General features: G+C 68.9%; 16 protein-coding genes and 3 pseudogenes. 17 read left to right on the top strand and 2 right to left on the bottom strand.

The annotated features are described in order from the left end of the window. Positions 1-135 precede the first annotated feature (135 nt). From OG210_RS04455 to OG210_RS04435, 5 genes and pseudogenes are all read left to right on the top strand, one after another. Positions 136-741 carry a YdbC family protein gene (locus OG210_RS04455; protein ID WP_328332242.1) on the top strand — a complete coding sequence of 202 codons (606 nt, stop codon included), beginning with the start codon at positions 136-138 and terminating at the stop codon, positions 739-741. Between the two features lie 100 nt (positions 742-841). Next, complete coding sequence (locus OG210_RS04450; protein WP_328332244.1) at positions 842-1,501, top strand: histidine phosphatase family protein; 660 nt, start codon at positions 842-844, stop codon at positions 1,499-1,501. A gap of 12 nt (positions 1,502-1,513) precedes the next feature. Beyond that, positions 1,514-2,443: an ADP-ribosylglycohydrolase family protein gene (locus OG210_RS04445; protein ID WP_328332246.1), complete on the top strand. Its 930-nt coding sequence runs from the start codon at positions 1,514-1,516 to the stop codon at positions 2,441-2,443. Between the two features lie 371 nt (positions 2,444-2,814). Next, positions 2,815-3,529, top strand: a pseudogene (locus OG210_RS04440) (ribonuclease HII). A gap of 96 nt (positions 3,530-3,625) precedes the next feature. After that, a complete protein-coding gene (locus tag OG210_RS04435; protein WP_328332250.1) occupies positions 3,626-4,288 on the top strand; it encodes a hypothetical protein in 663 nt (220 codons plus the stop codon). Between the two features lie 162 nt (positions 4,289-4,450). Here the strand turns inward: OG210_RS04435 and OG210_RS04430 are convergent, their stop codons facing one another. Then, the gene (locus OG210_RS04430; protein ID WP_328332252.1) at positions 4,451-5,095 is read right to left on the bottom strand and encodes a hypothetical protein; all 645 of its coding nucleotides are present in this window, start codon (positions 5,093-5,095) and stop codon (positions 4,451-4,453) included. A gap of 401 nt (positions 5,096-5,496) precedes the next feature. Between OG210_RS04430 and OG210_RS04425 the strand changes: the two genes are divergently transcribed. The 4 genes from OG210_RS04425 to OG210_RS04410 all read left to right on the top strand — a co-directional run bounded on the left by OG210_RS04425 (position 5,497) and on the right by OG210_RS04410 (position 10,655). Next, positions 5,497-7,656: a RecQ family ATP-dependent DNA helicase gene (locus OG210_RS04425; RefSeq protein ID WP_328332254.1), complete on the top strand. Its 2,160-nt coding sequence runs from the start codon at positions 5,497-5,499 to the stop codon at positions 7,654-7,656. Positions 7,657-8,024: 368 nt separating this feature from the next. After that, positions 8,025-8,927, top strand: coding sequence for an aminoglycoside phosphotransferase family protein (locus OG210_RS04420; RefSeq protein ID WP_328332256.1), 903 nt, complete (start codon positions 8,025-8,027; stop codon positions 8,925-8,927). 162 nt (positions 8,928-9,089) lie between these two features. Continuing rightward, positions 9,090-9,905, top strand: a complete 816-nt coding sequence (locus OG210_RS04415; RefSeq protein WP_371540162.1) for a phosphotransferase — start codon at positions 9,090-9,092, stop codon at positions 9,903-9,905. A gap of 372 nt (positions 9,906-10,277) precedes the next feature. Then, complete coding sequence (locus OG210_RS04410; protein ID WP_328332258.1) at positions 10,278-10,655, top strand: hypothetical protein; 378 nt, start codon at positions 10,278-10,280, stop codon at positions 10,653-10,655. Between the two features lie 291 nt (positions 10,656-10,946). Here the strand turns inward: OG210_RS04410 and OG210_RS04405 are convergent. Further along, positions 10,947-11,519: pseudogene (locus OG210_RS04405) on the bottom strand (TetR/AcrR family transcriptional regulator). A gap of 88 nt (positions 11,520-11,607) precedes the next feature. Here OG210_RS04405 and OG210_RS04400 point away from each other — a divergent pair. The 8 genes and pseudogenes from OG210_RS04400 to OG210_RS04365 all read left to right on the top strand — a co-directional run bounded on the left by OG210_RS04400 (position 11,608) and on the right by OG210_RS04365 (position 20,506). Next, a complete protein-coding gene (locus OG210_RS04400; protein ID WP_371535026.1) occupies positions 11,608-12,489 on the top strand; it encodes an SDR family oxidoreductase in 882 nt (293 codons plus the stop codon). An 864-nt stretch (positions 12,490-13,353) separates the two neighbouring features. Further along, positions 13,354-14,313 carry a helix-turn-helix domain-containing protein gene (locus OG210_RS04395; protein WP_328332262.1) on the top strand — a complete coding sequence of 320 codons (960 nt, stop codon included), beginning with the start codon at positions 13,354-13,356 and terminating at the stop codon, positions 14,311-14,313. Positions 14,314-15,590: 1,277 nt separating this feature from the next. Beyond that, positions 15,591-16,265, top strand: a complete 675-nt coding sequence (locus OG210_RS04390) for an HD domain-containing protein (RefSeq protein ID WP_328332264.1) — start codon at positions 15,591-15,593, stop codon at positions 16,263-16,265. A 71-nt stretch (positions 16,266-16,336) separates the two neighbouring features. Beyond that, positions 16,337-16,759, top strand: coding sequence for a Rid family hydrolase (locus OG210_RS04385; RefSeq protein WP_328332266.1), 423 nt, complete (start codon positions 16,337-16,339; stop codon positions 16,757-16,759). 708 nt (positions 16,760-17,467) lie between these two features. Continuing rightward, a complete protein-coding gene (locus OG210_RS04380; RefSeq protein ID WP_328332268.1) occupies positions 17,468-17,986 on the top strand; it encodes a hypothetical protein in 519 nt (172 codons plus the stop codon). After that, positions 17,973-18,338 carry a transcriptional regulator gene (locus OG210_RS04375; protein ID WP_328332270.1) on the top strand — a complete coding sequence of 122 codons (366 nt, stop codon included), beginning with the start codon at positions 17,973-17,975 and terminating at the stop codon, positions 18,336-18,338. Before OG210_RS04380 ends, OG210_RS04375 begins: the two co-directional genes overlap by 14 nt. 508 nt (positions 18,339-18,846) lie before the next feature. Beyond that, positions 18,847-18,984 (top strand): annotated as a pseudogene (locus OG210_RS04370) (transposase); the annotation flags it as partial. A gap of 226 nt (positions 18,985-19,210) precedes the next feature. Beyond that, a complete protein-coding gene (locus OG210_RS04365) occupies positions 19,211-20,506 on the top strand; it encodes a DUF4192 domain-containing protein (protein ID WP_328332272.1) in 1,296 nt (431 codons plus the stop codon). The last annotated feature ends 57 nt before the right edge of the window (positions 20,507-20,563 follow it).

Genomic DNA, 20,563 nt, shown 5'->3' with positions numbered 1-20,563 from the left:
ACGGTCGCCCGGTTGACCGGTTTTCCCAACTATGTGATCGGTATTGGAAACGGTCCGGATGTTTGCGGCAGCTGATCCGGATGTGCTCCGCCGGACCATGGCCCGGCGTCACTCTCCTGGCCGTACGATGGCGCGGTGCTGGTCAAGTGGATTCGCTGCACGGTGACAGACCCCAGAGGGTTCGAACAGGGGCAGCGGAGGTGGGCGGGGCTGCTGGGTGAGCCGGGATTCCGGGGGCAGGGGGGCGGCTGGAGCCGCAGTCGGCAGAGTGTGGCGCATGTGTTCGCCTTCTGGGAGAGCAGGCCCTTCTACGACTCGTTCATGGCTCGGGCGCACAACCGGCTCGCTGCCGCCCAGGCGGGCACGTTCAAGGACATGCAGGCCAAGCTCTTCGAGTACCGCTTCGATGTGAGAACGGGGTTCGAACCCCGCTTCGGGGACGCGGACGTGGTCCGGGTCGCGCACTCCCGTGTGCACTCCGAGCGGGCCGAGCACTTCGCGCTGATGCAGGAGAAGGTCTGGAACCCTGCGATGGCGGGGTCGCCCGGGATGCTGCGCGGGATGTTCGGAGAGGCGCCCGGGGACGAGTTCCTCGTGCTCTCGATGTGGCAGTCCGCGGCCGAGCGCGGGAAATACCGGCCGGAACGGATCGAGCGGCTGTCGCTGCGTGCCCAGACCGACGCGGACGTGGCGGCGCTGGCGGGCGACGTCGTACAGCTGGAACCGTCCTGGACCGTATGACCGACCGCGTGAGGGGCGTCGGCTGACCGTACGAGGGGGCGTCGGCTGACCGCATGGGGGCGTCGGCGCGCTCGGCGGCGATCCGATCTAGTGTTTTGGCATGGCACGACCACAACGCATCGTTCTTGTCCGGCACGGGGAGTCGGAGGGAAACGCTGATGACACGGTGTACGAACGCGAACCCGACCACGCCCTGAAGCTCACCCCGAGCGGCTGGAGCCAGGCGGAGGCGACCGGGGCGCGGCTGCGGGAACTCTTCGGCCGGGAACAGGTGAGCACCTATGTCTCGCCCTACCGCCGTACGCACGAGACCTTCCGGGCCTTCGCCCTCGATCCGGAACAGGTACGGGTCAGGGAAGAGCCGCGGCTGCGCGAGCAGGACTGGGGGAACTGGCAGGACCGCGACGACGTGCGTCTGCAGAAGGCGTACCGGGACGCCTACGGCCACTTCTTCTACCGGTTCGCGCAGGGGGAGTCCGGGGCCGATGTCTACGACCGCGTCGGATCGTTCCTGGAGAGCCTCCACCGGAGCTTCGAGGCGCCGGACCATCCGCCGAACGTCCTGCTGGTCACCCACGGTCTGACGATGCGGCTCTTCTGCATGCGCTGGTTCCACTGGACGGTCGCGGAGTTCGAGGCGCTGTCCAACCCGGGGAACGGGGAGTCGCGGACGCTGGTGCTGGGGGAGGACGGCAAGTACACGCTGGACCGGCCGTTCGACCACTGGCGCGTTCCGGAGCCGTACGGCGTCACCGGTTAGAGTGGAGGTGAGATGACCGCTGACTCCGCTTTTCACTCCGTTTCCGGATCTCTTCCCGATGCTTTCGGACGCGCTCGGGCCAGCCTGCGCGGGCTCTCCGTCGGAGATGCCCTCGGCTCCCAGTTCTTCGTCCCGGACAACTATCCGCTGCTGGCCCGGCGCGAGCTGCCCGCGGGCCCCTGGCAGTGGACCGACGACACCGAGATGGCCTGTTCCGTGCTGTCGCTGCTGGCCTCGCGGGGCCGGATCGACCAGGACGTACTTGCTGCTTCCTTCGCCGCGCGGCATGACTTCGACCGGGGGTACGGCCCGGCTGTCAACCGGATGCTGCGGCTGATCAGGGAGGGCGGCGACTGGCGGGAACTGGCCAGTGCCCTCTTCAACGGCCAGGGTTCGTGGGGAAATGGCGCAGCGATGCGGATCGCGCCGCTCGGTGCCTGGTACGCGCACGATCCGGAGCAGGCCACGCATCAGGCAGAGATCTCCGCGTACACGACACATCAGCACCGTGAAGCGGTGGTGGGGAGCATGGCGGTGGCCGCTGCCGCCGCCCTGGTCGCCGATCCCGCGGGGCCTCCGTCCGCCGCTGCCCTGCTGGACGGTGTGATCGCACTCGTCCCGCGCAGCGCCGTGGGAGCGGGGCTGCGCCGGGCCAAGGACATGCTGGACTACGACGACGCGGCTACGGTCGCCGCGGTGCTGGGGTGCGGGCGGCGGACCAGCGCGCACGACACTGTGCCGTTCGCGCTGTGGTCGGCCGCGCGGGGACTCGGCGACTTCGAGCGGACGTTCTGGACGACGGCCCAGGTCGGTGGTGACGTCGACACGACCTGCGCGATCGCGGGGGGCGTCGTGGCCGCCGGCACCGGCGGTATGCCGCCCGCCGGGTGGCTGGAACAGACCGAGGAACTGCCCGAGTGGACACCGTCGCGCCCGTCGTGAGTGATCTCCCCGCCGGGATTCGCGCTGTGCGCGAAGATTCGCGAGTGTGAAAATGCTGCTGCTGAATCGTCCCGTGGACTGATCATCCGGCAGGACGCCGAGCTGTCCGTCCGACTCTTCAGTGGGCTGCTGGAGGCGGAATCCAGGGCGGTATCGGCTGCCCGGATGCGGTGGGCGGTCCCATCTGCAGCCTGATCCCGGGGCTGATGATGTACCGATCAACTGTGTGCAGGTGTGAATTCTTTGGTCATGTTGCCGCCCCGATGACTGGCGAAGTGATGGTGTCGCCGCTGCGTCGAAGCGGTTGCTGAATTCGTGGGCGGTACCGGGGTGTCGCGGGAGGTGTCCGGCGGCGTACCCTTGCTGGCGCCATGCCGTACGAACCACCTACGCACACCGTAGAGCGCTCACTGCGCGCGACTACGGGTGCCAAGACCGTCGCCGGCGTCGACGAGGTCGGACGCGGGGCCTGGGCCGGCCCCGTCACCGTCTGCGCCGCAGTCACCGGACTGCGTCGACCGCCGGACGGACTCACCGACTCCAAGCTGATCAGCCCCAAGCGCCGCACGGAGCTGGCCGGGCTTCTGGAGTCGTGGGTCACTGCCTTCGCACTCGGGCACGCCTCTCCGCTGGAGATCGATGATCTGGGGATGACGGCAGCGCTGCGGCTCGCCGCGGTGCGGGCGCTCGAAGCGCTTCCTGTCCGCCCGGACGTGGTGATCCTCGACGGCAAGCACGACTACCTCGGCCTTCCCTGGCGGGTCCGTACGGTGATCAAGGGCGACCAGTCCTGCGTCGCCGTGGCGGCCGCCTCGGTGATCGCCAAGGTGCGTGCGCAGGGACGCGATGATGGCCGAGCTCGCCGCGGAGTCCGATGTGTGCGGCGGCTTCGCCTTCGAAGCCAACGCGGGCTATCCCTCGCCTGTGCACAAAGCAGCGCTGGAGGAGCGGGGGCCCACCCCGTACCACCGGCTCTCCTGGTCCTATCTGGACGGGCTGCCCAAGTGGCGGCACCTGAAGACGACCCGTCTCCCCGCGGAGGCCGTCGCGCTGGAAAGCGGGGGCCAACTCGGCTTCGACTTCTGAACTTTCAGTGGACCGGCGGAGGAAACTCCGTCCGGATCGCACTGACGTGCCCACCCGGTGGTGCTTCGTGCGCCGCCATTTGATAGACATCCATTCATGCCTCTCATCCCCGAGGAGTCTCAGATTCACGAGAGTGCCCAGGGTCCCCGCGTCGTTCCGGCCGCCGGCCGTACTGCGTCGACCCCTCGTCCCGTACCCGGCCCGCGTCCCGCGGCCGTGCCACGCCCCGCTCGTCCGGGGCCCCGTCCTGCTGCCAGGCCTGCGCCCACCGCGCCTCCCGCGCAGCGGACATCCTCTTCCCAGCGTTCGGACAACCGGCCGGGCAACCGTCCGGAGGCCCGTCCTGAGACCCCTGCGGGAGACTCTTCCGCGCCGCAGGTCCAGCTGATCCCCGCTTCGGCGGACGGTGCACTGGACGCGGCGGAAGAAGCGGTCGACCTGCTGCTCGACGCCGGTCGCGCACCGGGTGACGTCCTGGTGCTCACCACCGGCGAGCAGCACCCGTGGGCGACGCACGAGTTGTCCTTCGGCGAAGCCGCCTACTGGGCGCAGCACGATGCCCGCGAGGACGTCTTCTACGCGAGCGCCGAAGCCGTGGGCCGGGCGAAGGCCCGTCCCGTCGTGGTGGTCGCGCTCAACGGCGGAACCGATGATTCCGTGGCCCAGGTGCTGCCCGCGGCCAGGAAGCACGCGGGAGCGCTGCTGATCGTCTGCGGTGACCCGCAGCGCGTCAACGACGTACTCGGCGCAGGCGTCTGAACCGTACGTCTCCTCCGCCCGGCCCTCTCCCGCAAGGAGCAGGCCGGGCGGAGGCACGTTCGGTACGGCCGGCCCGCAGGGGTACGGGGGTGCGGAACGGTCCTCAATGGTCCGCAACGGGCTGGGGCGCGGCGGTCGTTGGCTGCCCTTCGGCGGCCTCGTTCAGCGCGCCGCGACCCGGCGGAGCGCGGCTGGTGCACCCGAACGGAGTGGCGCCGGGGACGAGTCGGTACCGCTGCCGCCGATAGCGGCCGGGCGGGAGAGTGAGTTGGGCCGCCGCCCGCCGCGGCCTTCGCCCAGCACCTGCCAACCGCCCCGGGTGAGCGTGATGTAGGCGCCGCAACGCAGCCCGTGCAGCGTGCAGGCGTCGCGCAGCCCCCACATCCAGGCACCGTCCTCCTCGGTCCACCGCTCGTCCCCCTCGCGGCAGTAGAGCAGTACGGCGGTACGGACCGGGGTGCGGCGGCGGAGGTCGTGCGGGATGACCCGGCGCAGATGGTCGAGGAGTGCGTTCCGGAAGGCCCAGCCGTCCGCCGGAGTGGAACGGCGTGTGAACGAGGCGCTGGCGACGAGCCGTTCCTCATGATCGAGCACGGCCACGACGGCGGTCGAGGGGATGGGGCCATGTCTGGAGTGCAGACCGCTCACGACGTCACGGGGGCTGCGGAGCAGGGGTATGCCCGCAGCGGCCCATTCGGCAGGTTCGAGCAGCCGCCCGATCCGGTTTCCCGAGTCGGCGGACATCGACGCGGACATGGACATCGAAGCGGCTGTAAGGGCGGCGGACGGAGCGAATCCGAAGGTCACGGTCCTCCCTTCGCATACGCGCCCATGGTGCGGGCAGGGGCGGGTGAGGCGCACCGGGACACAGCCCTTCCGGACACAGGCGGGCCGTGCGGGGAGCAGTCCCAATTCTTCCTGCCGTACGGGCGGGCGGCAACGAGCAATTCATGCGACTGACGGGAATCTGCGGGTACGGCTCACATATCCCTGCCCACCGCGGCCCCGAGCGACTCCTGTCATCGCCCCCGAACGCCGAGGACCAGCGGAAACAGCCCCTTCGCTGTGACCGGCACAGCAGCCGGGCCGCCACGGCGGGTGTCCACCGGGTTCCCTCGATTCGCGTGTGGCGGACGCACTCTCCGGGAGCCTTCTGGCCACGGTGGGCGGATTCGCTGATTGTCAGTGCCATCGGGTTGCATGGGGGGATGGACACCCTGGAGCTGCGCACTGAAGCCGATGCCGTTCTCGCTGAGCTGGTGGGTGCCCCGGGGGGTTCGGCGCGGTTGCGGGAGGACCAGTGGCAGGCGGTGGCGGCTCTGGTGCAGGAGCGCCGTCGTGCGCTGGTGGTGCAGCGCACCGGTTGGGGCAAGTCGGCGGTGTACTTCGTGGCTACGGCTCTGTTGCGGCGGCGTGGGGCCGGCCCGACGGTGATTATTTCGCCGCTGTTGGCCTTGATGCGTAACCAGGTGGAGTCGGCGGCGCGGGCGGGGATTCAGGCGCGCACCATCAACTCGGCGAACCCGGAGGAGTGGGAAACGATCTACGGAGAGGTGGAGCGCGGTGAGACCGACGTTCTCCTCGTGAGCCCGGAACGTCTCAATTCCGTGGATTTCCGTGATCAGGTGCTGCCGAAGCTCGCGGCGACGACTGGTCTGCTCGTGGTCGATGAGGCGCACTGTATTTCCGACTGGGGTCACGATTTCCGGCCTGACTACCGGCGGCTGCGCACGATGCTGGCGGAGTTGCCGGCGGGAGTGCCGGTGCTGGCCACGACGGCGACTGCGAACGCGCGGGTGACCGCGGACGTCGCAGAGCAATTGGGCACGGGGAGCGGGGACGCCCTGGTCCTGCGGGGGCCGCTGGACCGGGAGAGCCTGCGGCTGGGTGTGTTGGAGTTGCCGAACGCGGCGCATCGGCTGGCGTGGCTGGGGGAGCGGCTGGGTGATCTGCAGGGTTCGGGGATCATCTACACGCTGACGGTGGCGGCCGCGGAGGAGGTCGCAGCGTTCTTGCGGCAGCGCGGGTATCCAGTGGCTTCCTATACGGGGAAGACGGAGAACGCGGACCGGTTGCAGGCGGAGGAGGACCTGCTGGCGAACCGGGTGAAGGCCCTGGTCGCCACTTCCGCGCTCGGTATGGGTTTTGACAAGCCGGATCTCGGTTTCGTGGTGCACCTTGGGTCGCCTTCGTCTCCTATTGCCTATTACCAGCAGGTGGGGCGTGCCGGGCGTGGTGTGGATCATGCCGATGTGCTGCTCCTCCCGGGCAAGGAGGACGAGGCGATCTGGGCGTACTTCGCTTCGGTGGGCTTCCCGCCCGAGGAGCAGGTGCGGCGAACGCTGGACGTACTGGGGGAGGCAGGCCGTCCGCTGTCGCTGCCGGCGCTGGAACCGCTGGTGGATCTTCGGCGCTCGCGCCTGGAGACCATGCTGAAGGTCCTGGACGTGGACGGGGCGGTCAAGCGCGTGAAGGGGGGCTGGACCGCGACGGGACAGCCGTGGGCGTACGACGGGGAGCGGTATGCCTGGGTCGCGAAGCAGCGGGCGGCGGAGCAGCAGGCGATGCGGGACTACGTGGCGACCACGGGGTGCCGGATGGAATTCCTGCAGCGGCAGTTGGACGACGAGAAGGCGGTGCCTTGTGGCCGCTGCGACAACTGCGCCGGACCCTGGCTGGAGGCGGCCGTGTCTCCCGCAGCCCTCACGGCGGCGACAGGCGAACTGGACCGTCCCGGCGTCGAGGTTGAGCCCCGCAAGATGTGGCCGACGGGGCTCGCCGCAGTCGGCATGGACCTCAAGGGCCGTATCCCCGCAGGCCAGCAGGCGGTCACCGGGCGGGCGTTGGGCAGGCTGTCGGATATCGGTTGGGGTAACCGTCTGCGGCCGATCCTGTCGGCGCAGGCGGCGGACGGGCAGGTTCCGGACGACGTGCTGAACGCTGTAGTGACGGTGCTGGCCGACTGGGCCCGTTCGCCGGGCGGCTGGGCCGGCGGTTCTCCTGACGCGTTGGCGCGGCCGGTGGGGATCGTCGCGATGCCGTCGCGTACCCGTCCGCAGCTGGTCGCCTCGCTGGCTGAAGGCGTGGCCAGGGTGGGCAGGCTCCCTCTGCTGGGCAGCCTGGCCTACACCCCGCAGGCGGATGAGTATTCGGCGCACCGCAGCAATTCCGCCCAGCGGCTGCGCGCCCTGGCCGCCTCGTTCGCCGTGCCCGACGAACTCACCGCCGCCTTGGCGGCCACTCCAGGCCCGGTCCTGCTCGTCGATGACTACACCGAATCCGGCTGGACCCTGGCGGTAGGGGCACGCCTCCTGCGCCAGACCGGTACTGACCAGGTGCTCCCGCTCGTGCTCGCCGTGGCCGGATAGCCGGGCTCTGCCGGCTCCGCCGCAGGTCAACTTGTGGTCTGTGCGCGGCGCCGGAGCCGGAGCCGTGGCTCTGTCGGATGCCTCGGAGCAGGGTGGCTCGGTACGCGGGAACGGGGTTCCGGCACAGATCTCGGGGAGTGGCGGTGGAGGGGCACGAAGGTGTCCGATTGCGAGGGTTCGGGACTTCGCACTCTGCACACTCCGGGACCTCGACGCCGTGACCATTGGCCTTACCCGCCTTACCCGCCTTACCCGCCTCCCACGTCTCCAACAAAACCCCTTTGCGTAGGCCGCCGTCCGGATGATGGGGTGCCACGGTGTTCAACCACGATGAGGCGAAGGCAATCCGACCGTTGATCCTGGCTTGGGTGGGCCGGTATCTGAAGGCTGGCGAACGGATCGTCAGAACGGAGGCGCTGCACGGCGGCATCACCGCCGACATGCGGAGGCTGACGGTCGGAACGCAGGACGGAGGCACCCGTGACCTGGTGCTGCGGACCTTCGTCGACGTGGAGTACGCCGAGGAGTGGCTGAACAGGGAGGCGGGCGCCCTGACGCTGCTCCCGGGAACCGGTGTGCCGGCTCCTGGGCTGGTCGCGGTTGATCCGACCGCCGAGCATTGCGAGTATCCATCGCTCCTGATGACACATCTGGCGGGCCGGACGGTCCTCGACGATGAGGGATTGGAGACGCGCGTCCCTCTGCTGGCCCGTCAACTCGTGGCGATCCACGCGTTGCGACCCGTCGAGCGACCACGGGAGTACGTGGCGTTGACGACCGCCGACACCGTCGTCGTTCCGAAGGACGTCGACTCGGCGGCATGGGCCGCGGCGATAGACGTGATCCGCAAGCCCGCGCCGCCCTATGAGGGGCGGTTCCTGCACAGGGACTTCCAACCCGGCAACGTGCTGTTCGACGTTCAGCCCTCCACTCCGGCAGATGCCCGGATCACCGGCGTCGTCGACTGGGCGCAGACTTCCTGGGGCCCGGCAGATCTCGATGTGGCGCACTGCTGCACCAGTCTCGCGCTGCTGCACGGTCCGGCGTGGGGTCTGCGGTTCGCTGAGTCGTATGAGGAGGCCGGCGGGGTGCTGGCCGAGGTCGCGAGTGAGCGGCTGTACTGGCGGGTGCGGGACGCGCTGGCGGCCTCGGAAGAAGTGCAGTTGGTGTCGCAGCCATGGCGGGAGGCAGGGAGAACAGAGCTGACGACGCGAGCCGTGGAGGAGCGGCTGGACGCCTATGTCACCGCTGTGATGGACACGCTGGGCTGAGCCGAGGCGGTCCGGGATGCGGATACTGCGGCGAACCGCCATTGCCTGTGCCCTGCCGGCGAAGGCCATGTTCACGTCCGGCGAATACCCCCCGAGCGGCGAAGTTCGAGGCACATTTCGAGACAGGCCCGCTAGGACCGGCCTGGCGGTAACGTGATCGACATGATGGCTGAGGATGAGTCGGCCCACGCGGAATTACTGGTCGGCGGCATGGCCAACTCGGGCGCAGTCTTCCGCCAGGGTGCTCTGGTGGAACGCCCGGCGCCGCGCACCGCGCGCGCCTTGCACGTCCACCTCCTCGCGCTGAAAGAACACGGCTTTGGCGCGGCTCCAACGCCGGTCCGCCTCACCACAGACGGCCGCGAGCAGCTGACTTTCATCCCCGGTGACGTCGCCCTACCGCCATTTCCGCGCTGGGTGATGACACAGACCGCACTGCGATCGGTGGGACGCCTGCTGCGACGCCTGCACGAGGCCGGCGCGGCCATTCCGATCGATACCCGCGCCGCATGGCCCCGGGACCTGGCCGACCCGGCGGGAGGAACGATGCTGTGCCACAACGACGTCTGCCCGGAGAACGTCGTCTTCCGCGACGGCCATGCGTTCGCCCTGATCGACTTCGACCTGGCAGCCCCGGGACGCCCCCTCTGGGACGTCGCCATGACCGCCCGCTACTGGGCCCCCATGCTCGATCCTGCATCTGCCGACGCCCTCTACCCCGCAGGCTTGGACGTACCCGCGCGGCTGCGGATCCTCGCCGACGGCTACGGCCTTTCGCCGCAGGAACGCGCGGAATTGCCGGGTGTCATCGAACAGGCCACCCAGACCTGCCGGGACTTCGTCGCCGACCGCGTGGCCGACGGTGACCCGATCTACGTCCAGGCGCTGACCCAGCGCGGCGGCTGGGACCGCTGGGACCGTATACAGGCATGGCTGGTCACCCACCGCGAGACGTTCACGAACACCCTGCTGCACTGACCAGTTCAGACGTTAAGGCACAAGTTCAGCTTGGCATTTAACGTCGCTGGTCGAATGGCCCTCGAACTTGATCGCTCCGGAGCGAACTGCCGGATGTAGAACCGGCCTTGGTGTGACCCTTCGCACTGACAAGGGCGCGAGGTCCACCAAGTCGCAGGACACCGTCCAAGGCCGTCAGGGATGAGTCTGCTGTAAAGCGATATCGAACGGGACTCGTTCCGGGGGCCCGGGGTCTTTTCCGCAGGCCTCGACGGGGGTAGAAAAGGCTGGTGGCACCGGGCCGACCGACCATCGGTGCGCTCGCACCCGCGGGCATCAGGTGCACGTCGAACCATCAGGGCCGCCAACAGGCTGCCTGCAAGGGGGAACTTCATGCGTATCCGGAACAAAGCTGCCGTCACGACGGCGGCGTTCCTGACCGCCGGCTTCACCGCCGCGGCCGTGCCTGTGTCAGCGGCACCCGTGCCCGCAGCGACTGCCCGTCCGGCCTCGGCAAGCACCATCTACTGTCCGAACGACGTGGACTTCACCGGAACGAGCATCCGTATCCGGTCAGCCCCGGACCTGGGCTCCTCCACCAGGGGCTACGGGAATCACCACGACTGCTTCACCGGGGGCTTCCAGACCACCGGCGCGACCGTGAACTGCGGGACAGGCTCGACCAACCAGTGGCAGTACGGAACGAACCGCCGTACCCAGGTCACCGGATACGTCAGCTGGTGCTACCTGGAAGTCGACGGGACCGGCTGACCGTCGCCCGGACAACGGCACAGGCACCAAACTCACGGCCACGGCCTTCGTGCTGGTCCTCTGCCTCTGCCTCTGTGACGGAGCGGAGAATCAGCCGAAGGCCGCTGCCACGTCCGGTGAACTGCGAAAACCCTCACCAAGTTCGAGCCGCGTTCGACGGCGGACCATAGACGACAAGTTCAGTACCGGTATCCCAACCTGTTGCGGCAGGTCAAGCCGTGTGACGCGGGACGGGGTGCAGCGCTCACGGCGCCGACGGGACCGGGTCGGCGAACAGCCAGGTGGCGCCGATCAGTCCAGCGAGGCGGTTGCCGTGCGCATGTCCTCCAGCGCATGTGGCGCGAGCCCTTCTGTGTCATCCCGATCGCTTTCGGGCCACTGGGCGTAGCCGTGCTTGAGCGCGCGGACCCCCAGCTCGCCCGCGAGATGCGCAGTCGGGTCGGGGACCTCGCAGGCGATGAGCGCGGCGGTCATGGTGGCCCGCGAGGCCGACGCTCTTGATGGCATCGCGCTCCTGGAGTTCGGTGCTGGCTGCCACGGCTGCTTTGAGGCGGGGCCGAGTTCGGGGTTCGTCGGCCCCATGGTGCTCGATGCGCGTTTGAGGCCGGCCGTCACCGCCTGAAGCGGTCCGGCGCTCGCAGGCGCCTCAGTGATGCCGTCGACAAGCAGCCTGCTGAGCGTCTCCTGGTCGGCTACCAGTAGCTCGCGCTTGTCGGAGAAGTGCCGGAAGAAGGCGCTCTCGGTGACGCCGGTGCGCTCGGCGATCTGCGTCACCGTAGTGGCGCGTCGCACCCCGGCTCGGAGAACGGGTCGACGGCCGCAATGACGAGACGCTGGGCCGTCCCCCGGTTGCCAGCCGGCAATGAGAACGGAATAGGTGATGGGACACCTGTCCCGTCACCGTGTAAGGTCGGTGATGGGACGACAGTCCCATCACCTTCAGGGAGAGCTCATGCACGTCTTCATCACCGGCGGTACCGGCACCATCGGCTCCGCTGTTGTCGCCGAACTGCTCGGCAACGGCCACACCGTTCTCGCACTGGCCCGCTCGGACGGCTCCGCGCAGACCCTTGGGAGCGCTGGCGCCGAGGTGCTGCGAGGAGATTTGGCGGACCTGGACGTCCTGCGGTCGGGCGCTGCCCAGTGCGACGGCGTGATCAGCCTGGCATTCGGACGCGACTACAGCAGCCCGGATGCGCTTGCGCAGGCCATCGCCGAGGAGGGCGCCGCTCTCGCTGTGCTGGGGCAGGAACTCATCGGGAGCGACCGCCCGATCGTCACCGTCTCGGGTACGCCCTGGGTGCCGGGGCGCGCCTCCACCGAGGCCGATCCGCTGCCGACCGACGGGCCGGTGGGCGGTCGCGGCCGTTCGGTCACAGCGCTGCTGGATCTCGCCTCACGCGGTCTGCGCAGCATGGCTGTCCGGATGCCGCGCACGGTTCACAACGAGGGCCAGGGCGGATTCGCCGGCCTGTTGGTCGATGCAGCGCGCCGCAACGGGGTGTCCGGTTACCCGGGCGACGGCACCCAGCGCTGGCCGGCCGTGCACGCGCTCGACGCAGCGGTCCTGTTCCGTCTGGTCCTTGAGTCGGCACCGGCCGGGACGTCCTGGCACGCCGTCGGCGACGAGGGGGACGCGGTGCGCGACATCGCGACGGTCATCGGTCGGCGACTGGGCCTGCCGGTCGAGGAGGTTCCGCGGGAAGACTTCGGCCCGTTCGGCCCGATCTTCGCAATGGACCAGCCGGCGTCCAGCGCCCACACCCGTGATGCCCTCGGGTGGCAGCCGACGCACACCGGCCTCCTTGAGGACTTGGAGAACATTCAGCCCTGAGGGGTCTGGTCATCAACGTGACGGCTGCCCAGGCGAACAACGACTCGCTGATCTCGGGTAGGCCACGGCTGATCAGGTCCGGGACGTTCGCCGCCGCCTGGTCCGCAGTCGTGTTCCGGTGCCTGCGACGCAACCGCACTGGGTACTGCCGGAAGATCAGCCGTCGTGGGGCGGGGCGGTCGAGGGGGGAAGGTCTGACGTTCTCGACGGCCCTGACGACGCCTCATGGACGGCGCTCCCTCGCAGCGACCACAGGGTTATGGCGAACCATGCATTCCAGTTCCGTATCTGTCCTTGCTGAGGGAACGGAACGGCCCCGAGTCGATCTGCGTGGAACGCAGCCGAGAGGGAGATGCGAGCTTCGCGGTGGAGCTTGATGAGGAACTCCAATGAACTGCTCGGCGCGGTGTGCCGGTTCAGCGAACCGATGACACTGCCGGCGGCGACCCCCAGGGCGGCGAACAGACTGGTGGTGCCGGCGCGGACGTAGCCGTGGCTGGTCCGCTGGGGGACTCCGGTGCTGCGCCCACCCCTCGACGAGCGCGGCCCGCTCCCCGTCCGACAGCGTCAACTCAGCCTTCGCTCGCCCCGTTCGCGCCATAGGTCATGCCCATACATCTGAAAGGAATTCCTGACACGGAAGGCTGGTGCTTCCGCTTCCGATAGGTACGGGCACTGTGGTTGAACACGGAAAGCGTGTGCACCGGCCGGATGAGGTTCACGACGGCACCGGCAAGAGGCGTGCCGGGCAATGCGACCAGGTCGGTGGCCCCCTCGTAGAGAGGTCCAGTCATGACTTCACGTCGCCGCGCCCCCACCACCCCGGCCAGTGGCAATAATCCCTCATGTCAGTAGGATTCTGCCATGACAGTGCATCGAGTCGCGGTCCTGGCGCTGGACGGAGTCACCCCGCTCGATCTGGCGATCCCGACGCAGATCTTCAACGCCCGGCCGGAATCCCCCTACGAGATGACCCTGTGCGGGCTCGACGCGAAAGTGACCACCACCGCAGGGTTCGCACTGGTCGCCGGTGGGGGCCTGGAGCAGGTACGCGCCGCCGACACCGTGATCGTGCCAGGATTCGAGCCGGTCCTCCGTCCTCCGGACGCCGTGCTCGCCGCGCTGGCCGAGGCCCGCAGTCGTGGCCGGCGGGTGGTGTCGATCTGCACGGGAGCCTTCGCGCTTGCGGCAGCGGGCCTCCTGGACGGTCTGCACGCCACGACCCACTGGAAGCACATCGAGGAACTCGAACGGGACTTCCCCGCAGTCACAGTCGACCGCGACGTTCTGTATGTCGACGAGGGGGACGTCCTCACCTCGGCCGGGGTGTGCTGCGGCATCGACCTCTGTCTGCACATCGTGCGGCGTGACCTGGGAGCGGGGATCGCCAACGAGATCGCCCGCGGCCTGGTCGCCGCCCCACACCGGGACGGCGGACAGGCTCAGTACGTGCCTGCTCCGGTCGCGGTGGCCGGTGAAGCCTCGCTCTCCGCCACCCGAGGATGGGCCCTGCAGCGGCTCGAAGAGCCACTCACGCTGCCGGCGCTCGCCCGCCACGCCGGTCTGTCGCAGCGCACCTTCATCCGCCGGTTCGCCGAAGAGACCGGCACGACCCCGCTGCGGTGGCTGCTCAACGCCAGGCTCAGTCGGGCACGCGAACTGCTGGAAAACACCGACCACCCGGTGGACCGGGTGGCGAGCGACTGCGGGCTGGGCACAGCCGCCAACCTGCGTCTGCACTTCCGTCGCGCACTCGACACCACGCCCACTGCCTACCGGCGCACCTTCTGGTGCTCCAGCCGCGTACAGCAGCCAGTCCCGTGACGATGAACCGGACCACTTCGTCAACGAGTTCATACATGGTCGGCGGTGGCGCCTCAAAACTCTGATCGTCGGTCATGGTCGAAGTGGTGCGAACCAGGCTCCTTCAGCGATCACCGGCAGCCGCCGGATCGCCGGTCTCGCGTCTGGTGTGTTCGGTGTACCCGTCCCAGAGCAGGCCCGTCGAGGCGGGTCTTACGAAGTGGCACTGGCCCGCGTGTCTTCGCCAGGGGGTGGTGCCCCACGAACTGGTCTCCGGTGGCGGCCTGTCGGCCACCCTGATGGGTCTTCGGTACGGCGCCACGCAGGTGCGCCTACCTGCTGTTGCGCCCGTCGGTCCGCCCGCACTGCCACCGGACGACCTACCTGCCCGTACCGGTTTGCTGTCGTCAGCTCTACGGGCGCGATCTGTGAAGGGCGACCGTTACCCGTCGAGAGGAGTCGCGTCACCGTGTCCGGCGGGTGACCGCACACCCTCACCGAGGTCATCGACTACCGCGGCGTTGGCGGGCACACGGGGATCGTGGGCCGGACCGAGGTCCGGGGCGCGCGATCCGGCCGCGGTGAGCACATGAGCGACATCATCCGAGCCGTGGAGCGGGACAGCTCTTCCACCGACAGGCAGCTACGAGGTACGACGCCACGCGAACGTGAACATGGTGTCCCGGCCCGTGGACTTCGGCGTATCAGAGCCCACCACGTACCAACTCTTCAGTCCCGGAGGAATGTTGCTGCGGTCACAGAACCCATGAACTGTACGGTGCTTGCCGGGAGGCTGGCCGTGAGCGTCCTGCCCGTGTGGCCGCTTACGTGAGCCGGCGGACCGCTTCGGCGAGCGTGGCCGGGGGAGGGCGAAGGGCGGCCGGAGGCGCCGGTTGTGTACTCACTCGACGGTGCACCGGGGCCCAGGGGTTCTACGCACCCCATGATCGAGCGCCAGCCGGGCGAGGTCGGGGCCGGAGGGCCCGCCGAGGTCCACCCGTACAACAGGCCACCCCGTGGCCACTGGTGTCGCCAGCCAGGCCCGGGAATTCGGTGTTGCCGGGATGGGCAGATGACGCCATGTTCGTGGTCGCCGCCGAACAGAAGGGAATGGAGCAGGTCCGGTCGCACGGCGTCCGGAGACCGGAGGAACGGTTCGAATCCCGGCAGTGTTGGTGGTGCACGCGGTGACCCCGTCCAGCGCCGGGACCGCCACTCGATGCGGCGTGGCGAAATCCTTTCGAAGTACGGGGTTTTTGCCACTGGCCGGGTGGTGGGGGCGCGGCGACGATGAAGTCATGACCGGACCTCTCCACGAGGGGGCCACCGACCTGGTCACGCTGCCCGGCACGCCTCTTGCCGGTGCCGTCGTGAGCCTCATCCGGCCGGTGCACACGCCCTCCGTGTTCAACCACAGTGCCCGTACCTACCTGTTCGCCAGGCTGGTGGCCGCCCGCCTCGACCTGGCCGCCGGCCGGGACTACGACGACGATCTGCTGTTCGCCGCCTGCGCGATGCACGACCTCGGGGTCGCGTCCGATGGCCCGCACCGCCAGCGTTTCGAGGTCGAAGGCGCCGACCGGGCAGCCGAATTCCTCATTCAGCAGGGGGCGTCCACTGCCGACGCCGACCAGGTCTGGCTGGCCATCGCCCTGCACACCTCGCCCGGCATCGCGGAACGCCGCGGCACGCTCTGCGTACTCGTCCGCGAGGGCGTCGCGCTCGACTTCGGCGGCCCGCTCGGAGCCGACCACCTCGACGCTGTCACCGACGAGCAGGCCGACGCCGTCCACACCGCCTATCCGCGACTGGAAATGATCCGCTCACTCACCGACGCGATTGTCGCTCAAGCGGCGAAGGACCCGAAGAACGCGCCCAGGTATGCGATTCCCGGCGAATTCCTCCGTGAACGCGACGCTTTCGGCCAGACCCGACTCGAGCATGCCTGCCGCTCCTCCCGATGGGGCAACTGAGCCCTCCGACTTCACGGCCGAGCCGAAGAAGAAAAACCAGTCAACGAACAACGAATAAGGAACTCATCGCAATGACCACTTACACCGTCGAGATCCCCGAGGACTCCGAAGTCTTCGGAGAGACCACCAACGCCTTCGCACGCTTCGGATACTCCGCAGCGGTCCGTGCGGATGGCCTCCTGTTCATCGCAGGAACCATCGGCCGCCGCGCCGACGGAACCATCGCAGGCACCATTGAAGAGCAGACCGAGATTGCCATCCGGCGCATCGAGGAGATCCTCCGGCTGGAGAACCTCGACCTGTCTGCCCTCGTCGACGTGACCAGTTATCACGTCGACATCCACAAGCACATGCCCGGCTTCGTCAAAGCCAAGCAGCGCCTTATTAAGGCGCCCCTCCCGACCTGGTCGCTGATCGGCGTCAGCGGCCTCGCCAGCCCGGGACTTCTCGTCGAGATCCGCGCTACGGCCGTCTACCCCGACGTATCCCGGTAGACCACAGCTCCTGGGCCGTCCCCGGCCCAGGAGCCCGTCACCATGTGGGACCGGTGGCAAGGGGCATCAGGCCCCGTGTGGTGGAACAAGCCCGTGCCGGACAAGGCCCGCTGTCAGGTGAGCCGGCGGCGCCCTTGCGCGGCCGCAATGTGGCCGGACTGTAGCTCAGGGAAGTGGGCGCCAGTACCGGGATCGGCGGGGCCCTCCAGCTCCCGAAAGAGTCGGCCTTCGGGGCGGGGGCTATCGCCGAGGGGGTGGGTGAAGCCCCACGAGTGGAAGAATTGCCGCCTTTCGTATGGATGCCGCCATGGCTGCTCCGAGATGTCGTGGACTCAGTAAGGCCCCCCGCCATCGGTCTGAGCCGGCCAGGTGCATGGCGAGGACCGCCTGGGTGAAGGCGGTGATCCGGGTTGTTGAGCATCGGGGCTCGCGGAGGAGCTGTCAGGTCTTGAAGGTGGCCATGGCCTGCTCGACGCGTGCGCAGATCTTCGCCCAGGACCGATCCGCCGCCTTCCGGCCCGTTGGCATGGGTCTCCCATCGCCCCGGCGCAGGGCACGGACCGTGTCGCCGAATTTCGCAACAGACATCGGCCCCCTGCTCGATCTGTCGTACCGCCGGCGGCTGGCCTCTGTTTGACACCGCCCTGCTGGGAAACTAGTTTCCTGTCAGGAAAGTGGTTCTGGTTGAGAAACATCAAGGAGGTCGTCATGTCCCGACACCCCTCACCGTCCGAGGCATCCCGCGCCCTGCGAGACGTCCAACGGCGACGGGAGGAGGCGCTTGGCTCGGCGCGGGACTCGCGCTGGGTGGCAGTCCTCTTCGGCGTCGCCGTTTTCGCTCTGCTCGCGGCGCCCGACTTCTTCGGGCAGGGCGTCGAGTCCGTGGTGAACATCGCTTTCGCTGCCGTCGCCGTTGCCTACGCGGTGCTGCTGCGGAGCAGGCGCGGCTCCGCTGTGCTGGGGCGGCGGACCAGGGTGCGGCAGGACGCGGTCTCGCCCCGGTTCGCGCTGTGGAGCAGGGTGATCATCCTGGCGGTGCTGGTCCTCGGGGTCGTCGGTGCCTTCGTGCCGCACCCCGGTCTGTCCGTCCCGTACGCGCGAACGGTCGTCGGCGCCGTGTTGGGCGCGGTCCTGATCCTCTTCGGGAGCCGTCTCCAGCGCGGTCTGGCATCCCTTGCCGCGGGCGGAGAAGGGGAACGACCCAGGGCGCTCGATGGCTCGTCCTGACTTCGACCCGGTTCTGCTGGACCCCACCCGCCTGTCGATCGTGTCGTTGCTCGTCGGTACGGAGTGGGCGGAGTTCGGCTGGGTGCGCGAGGCGGCCGGACTGTCGGCATCCGCGCTGTCCAAGCAGGTGGGCACGCTGGGCTCGCACGGTTACGTTGAGGTGGAGAAGGGCTATGTGGGCAAGCGCCCTCGTACGTGGCTGAACCTCACTGCTGCGGGCCGCGAAGCCCTGGAGCGTCAGGTCGCGGCCTTGCAGCGGATCGTCGACGACTCGCGGACAGAGGGTTCCGAGGCGCGGACCCGGGACGCCGGGCCGGGTGAGCGCGGCGGGCAGCCGGCGCGCGGGGGGTGACAGTGACGGGCGGCCGGAGGCCGACGGTGTGGTGTGGTCGGCCGGTTCGCCGGCCTGCGACCCTTTTCGCGGGCCCCGGCCGCGTGCCGACTGGCTCGCACGATGTGGAGTCCACCGACGCAACCCAGGGCAGGTCCTCATTGGCGCCTGCCTGGGCCGTCAGCGCGTGATGACCGCTCCCAGCTGCCGCCGATGGCCCACATGCGTAACCGGTTATAGATGCCTTGCCAGTTGCCGTACCTCTCCGGCAGGCGGACACACCGTGTCCCGGCCCGGAACTTGAAGGCGACCCGCATCGATCACCTCCCGTGATCCCGCCGGTAACCAGCCCGCCTCGGCTTCCGGCCCGGGGGCAACGGCTCGATCCGCGCCCACTGTGCGTCCTTTGGCGGCACACGCGCATCAACTAACGGCACACCCGCATCAACGGCCGACTGATGCAACGAAATGACTGGGTATAGAACTGGCGGACGTTATTGGCAGACGGGTTGTTCGTTGATGAGTAGTAGTGCGTCGCCATGAGTTGAGCAATGATTCGTGGGCTGTCGTGGAGTCGTTGGTGCCGCGGTCGCGGATGGGGCGGCCGGACTGTGATCGGCGGCAGGTGCTGAACGGGATCCTGTGGAAGCTGCCGACCGGGGCGGCCTCAATCGCCCGCCACTGACGCGCGGGCAGTGTGGCGGCACCGGCGAAGTCGCCGCCGGGACGGGCCAGTACGGAATTGGCCGATGCCCTGAGGCCGGAGTGGTCTGAGTTGGTCATGCCCCCATGCAACCCGATCGCACTGACAATGCGCAGATGAGACAGCCGGCCTGTGGATAAAGTTATCCACAGGGGTCGCGGACTCGGACGGATCGCGGGATCTTCGAGCCATGAACAAGCACGACGAAACCAACGGCCCTTCGCCCGTCCAGGAACAGGTCACACTGCGAGGCCCTGCCGAACTCGCCGACGCGTTGCCCTATCTGCTGGGATTCCATCCGACCGACTCGGTCGTGATGGTCGCGCTGCACGGAGCCCGCGGTCGTTTCGGCGGACGACTCAGGCTCGGTATCCCACGCTCGCCGCAGGAGTGGCAGCCGGTTGCCGACCAGCTCGCCGACGGACTGATCACCGGTAGCGAGAACCGAGGCAGGCGGCCGGAGGGCATCATCGTCTTCCTCTGCCAGGACCCGGGCGCGGGGGAGACCCCGGCAGACGTCATGGAGCGGCTTCGCCCGTTCGCCCAGCATCTGCGTACGGCCTGCGGAGCCCGGGACGTGCCCGTTCCCGAAGCCCTCTGTATCTCCGACGGCAGATTCTTCTCCTACTGCTGCCCCGACACTCGCTGCTGCCCTTCCGACGGGAACACCATGGCCCTGCCCGGCACTTCGGTGATGGCCGCCGCCGCGGCGTACGCGGGAATCCAGGTGCGCGGATCGCTCCAGGAGATGGAAGCCAGACTCACCCCGTGGCAGCCGCCTCGTACGGCGGCACAGGAACGCGCGCTGGATGAGGCGGCAGGCACTCTGGTGCCGAGGATCCTGGCCGGTGCCGACCGTGAACAGGTGGGACAGGAGACGCTGGACGCTGCCCGGCAACTCGTCCGCCGCATCGGGCGGACGCCACAGCCGTCGGGCTGGGCCGAGGCCGATGCGGCGGACGATGCGCTCATCACCGACGATGAGGCCGCTCTGGTCCTTCTCGGGCTCCAGGACCGAACGACCCGCGACCGCGCCGCCGAGTGGATGGAAGGACCGTCCGCCGCGTCAGTCGTGCGGCTGTGGAGGGCCCTGGCGCGCCGTTGTGTCGGCCCTTACGCCGAATACGCCGCGGCGCCGCTGACCCTCGCGGGTTGGGTGGCCTGGTCGACGGGGGACGAACCGAGTGCCCGGGTAGCCCTGGGACGCGCTCTGGCCCTCGATCCCGAGTACATTTTCGCCCGACTGCTTCACCAGGCGTGCAATGAAGGGCTCGACCCCGAGGCGCTCCGGCACTGTCTGCGCCGGGAGCGGAGTATCCGGGTGGCATCGGGCAAGCCACCCGCGCTCAGCGGCCGGCGCACTCCTCCCAAACCGTCGGGCGCTCGCCAGGACACCCTCCCGGGAACCGACCGGCCGGGGGCGCCCTCCGCGCGCGGTCGGTCGCGCCGCCGCACCGGTCAACGCGGGTCGCGGACCGGGCGATGAGAGCGGGACACAGGTACGGCCGTGACCCGGCCGCGTCCGGCGCCGTTCATCCGGATG

The organism is Streptomyces sp. NBC_00466, from assembly GCF_041433995.1.
Lineage (GTDB): Bacteria > Actinomycetota > Actinomycetes > Streptomycetales > Streptomycetaceae > Streptomyces.
The sequence above is the reverse complement of the archived record's forward strand: the minus strand, read 5'-3'. Positions and strand labels throughout refer to the sequence as shown.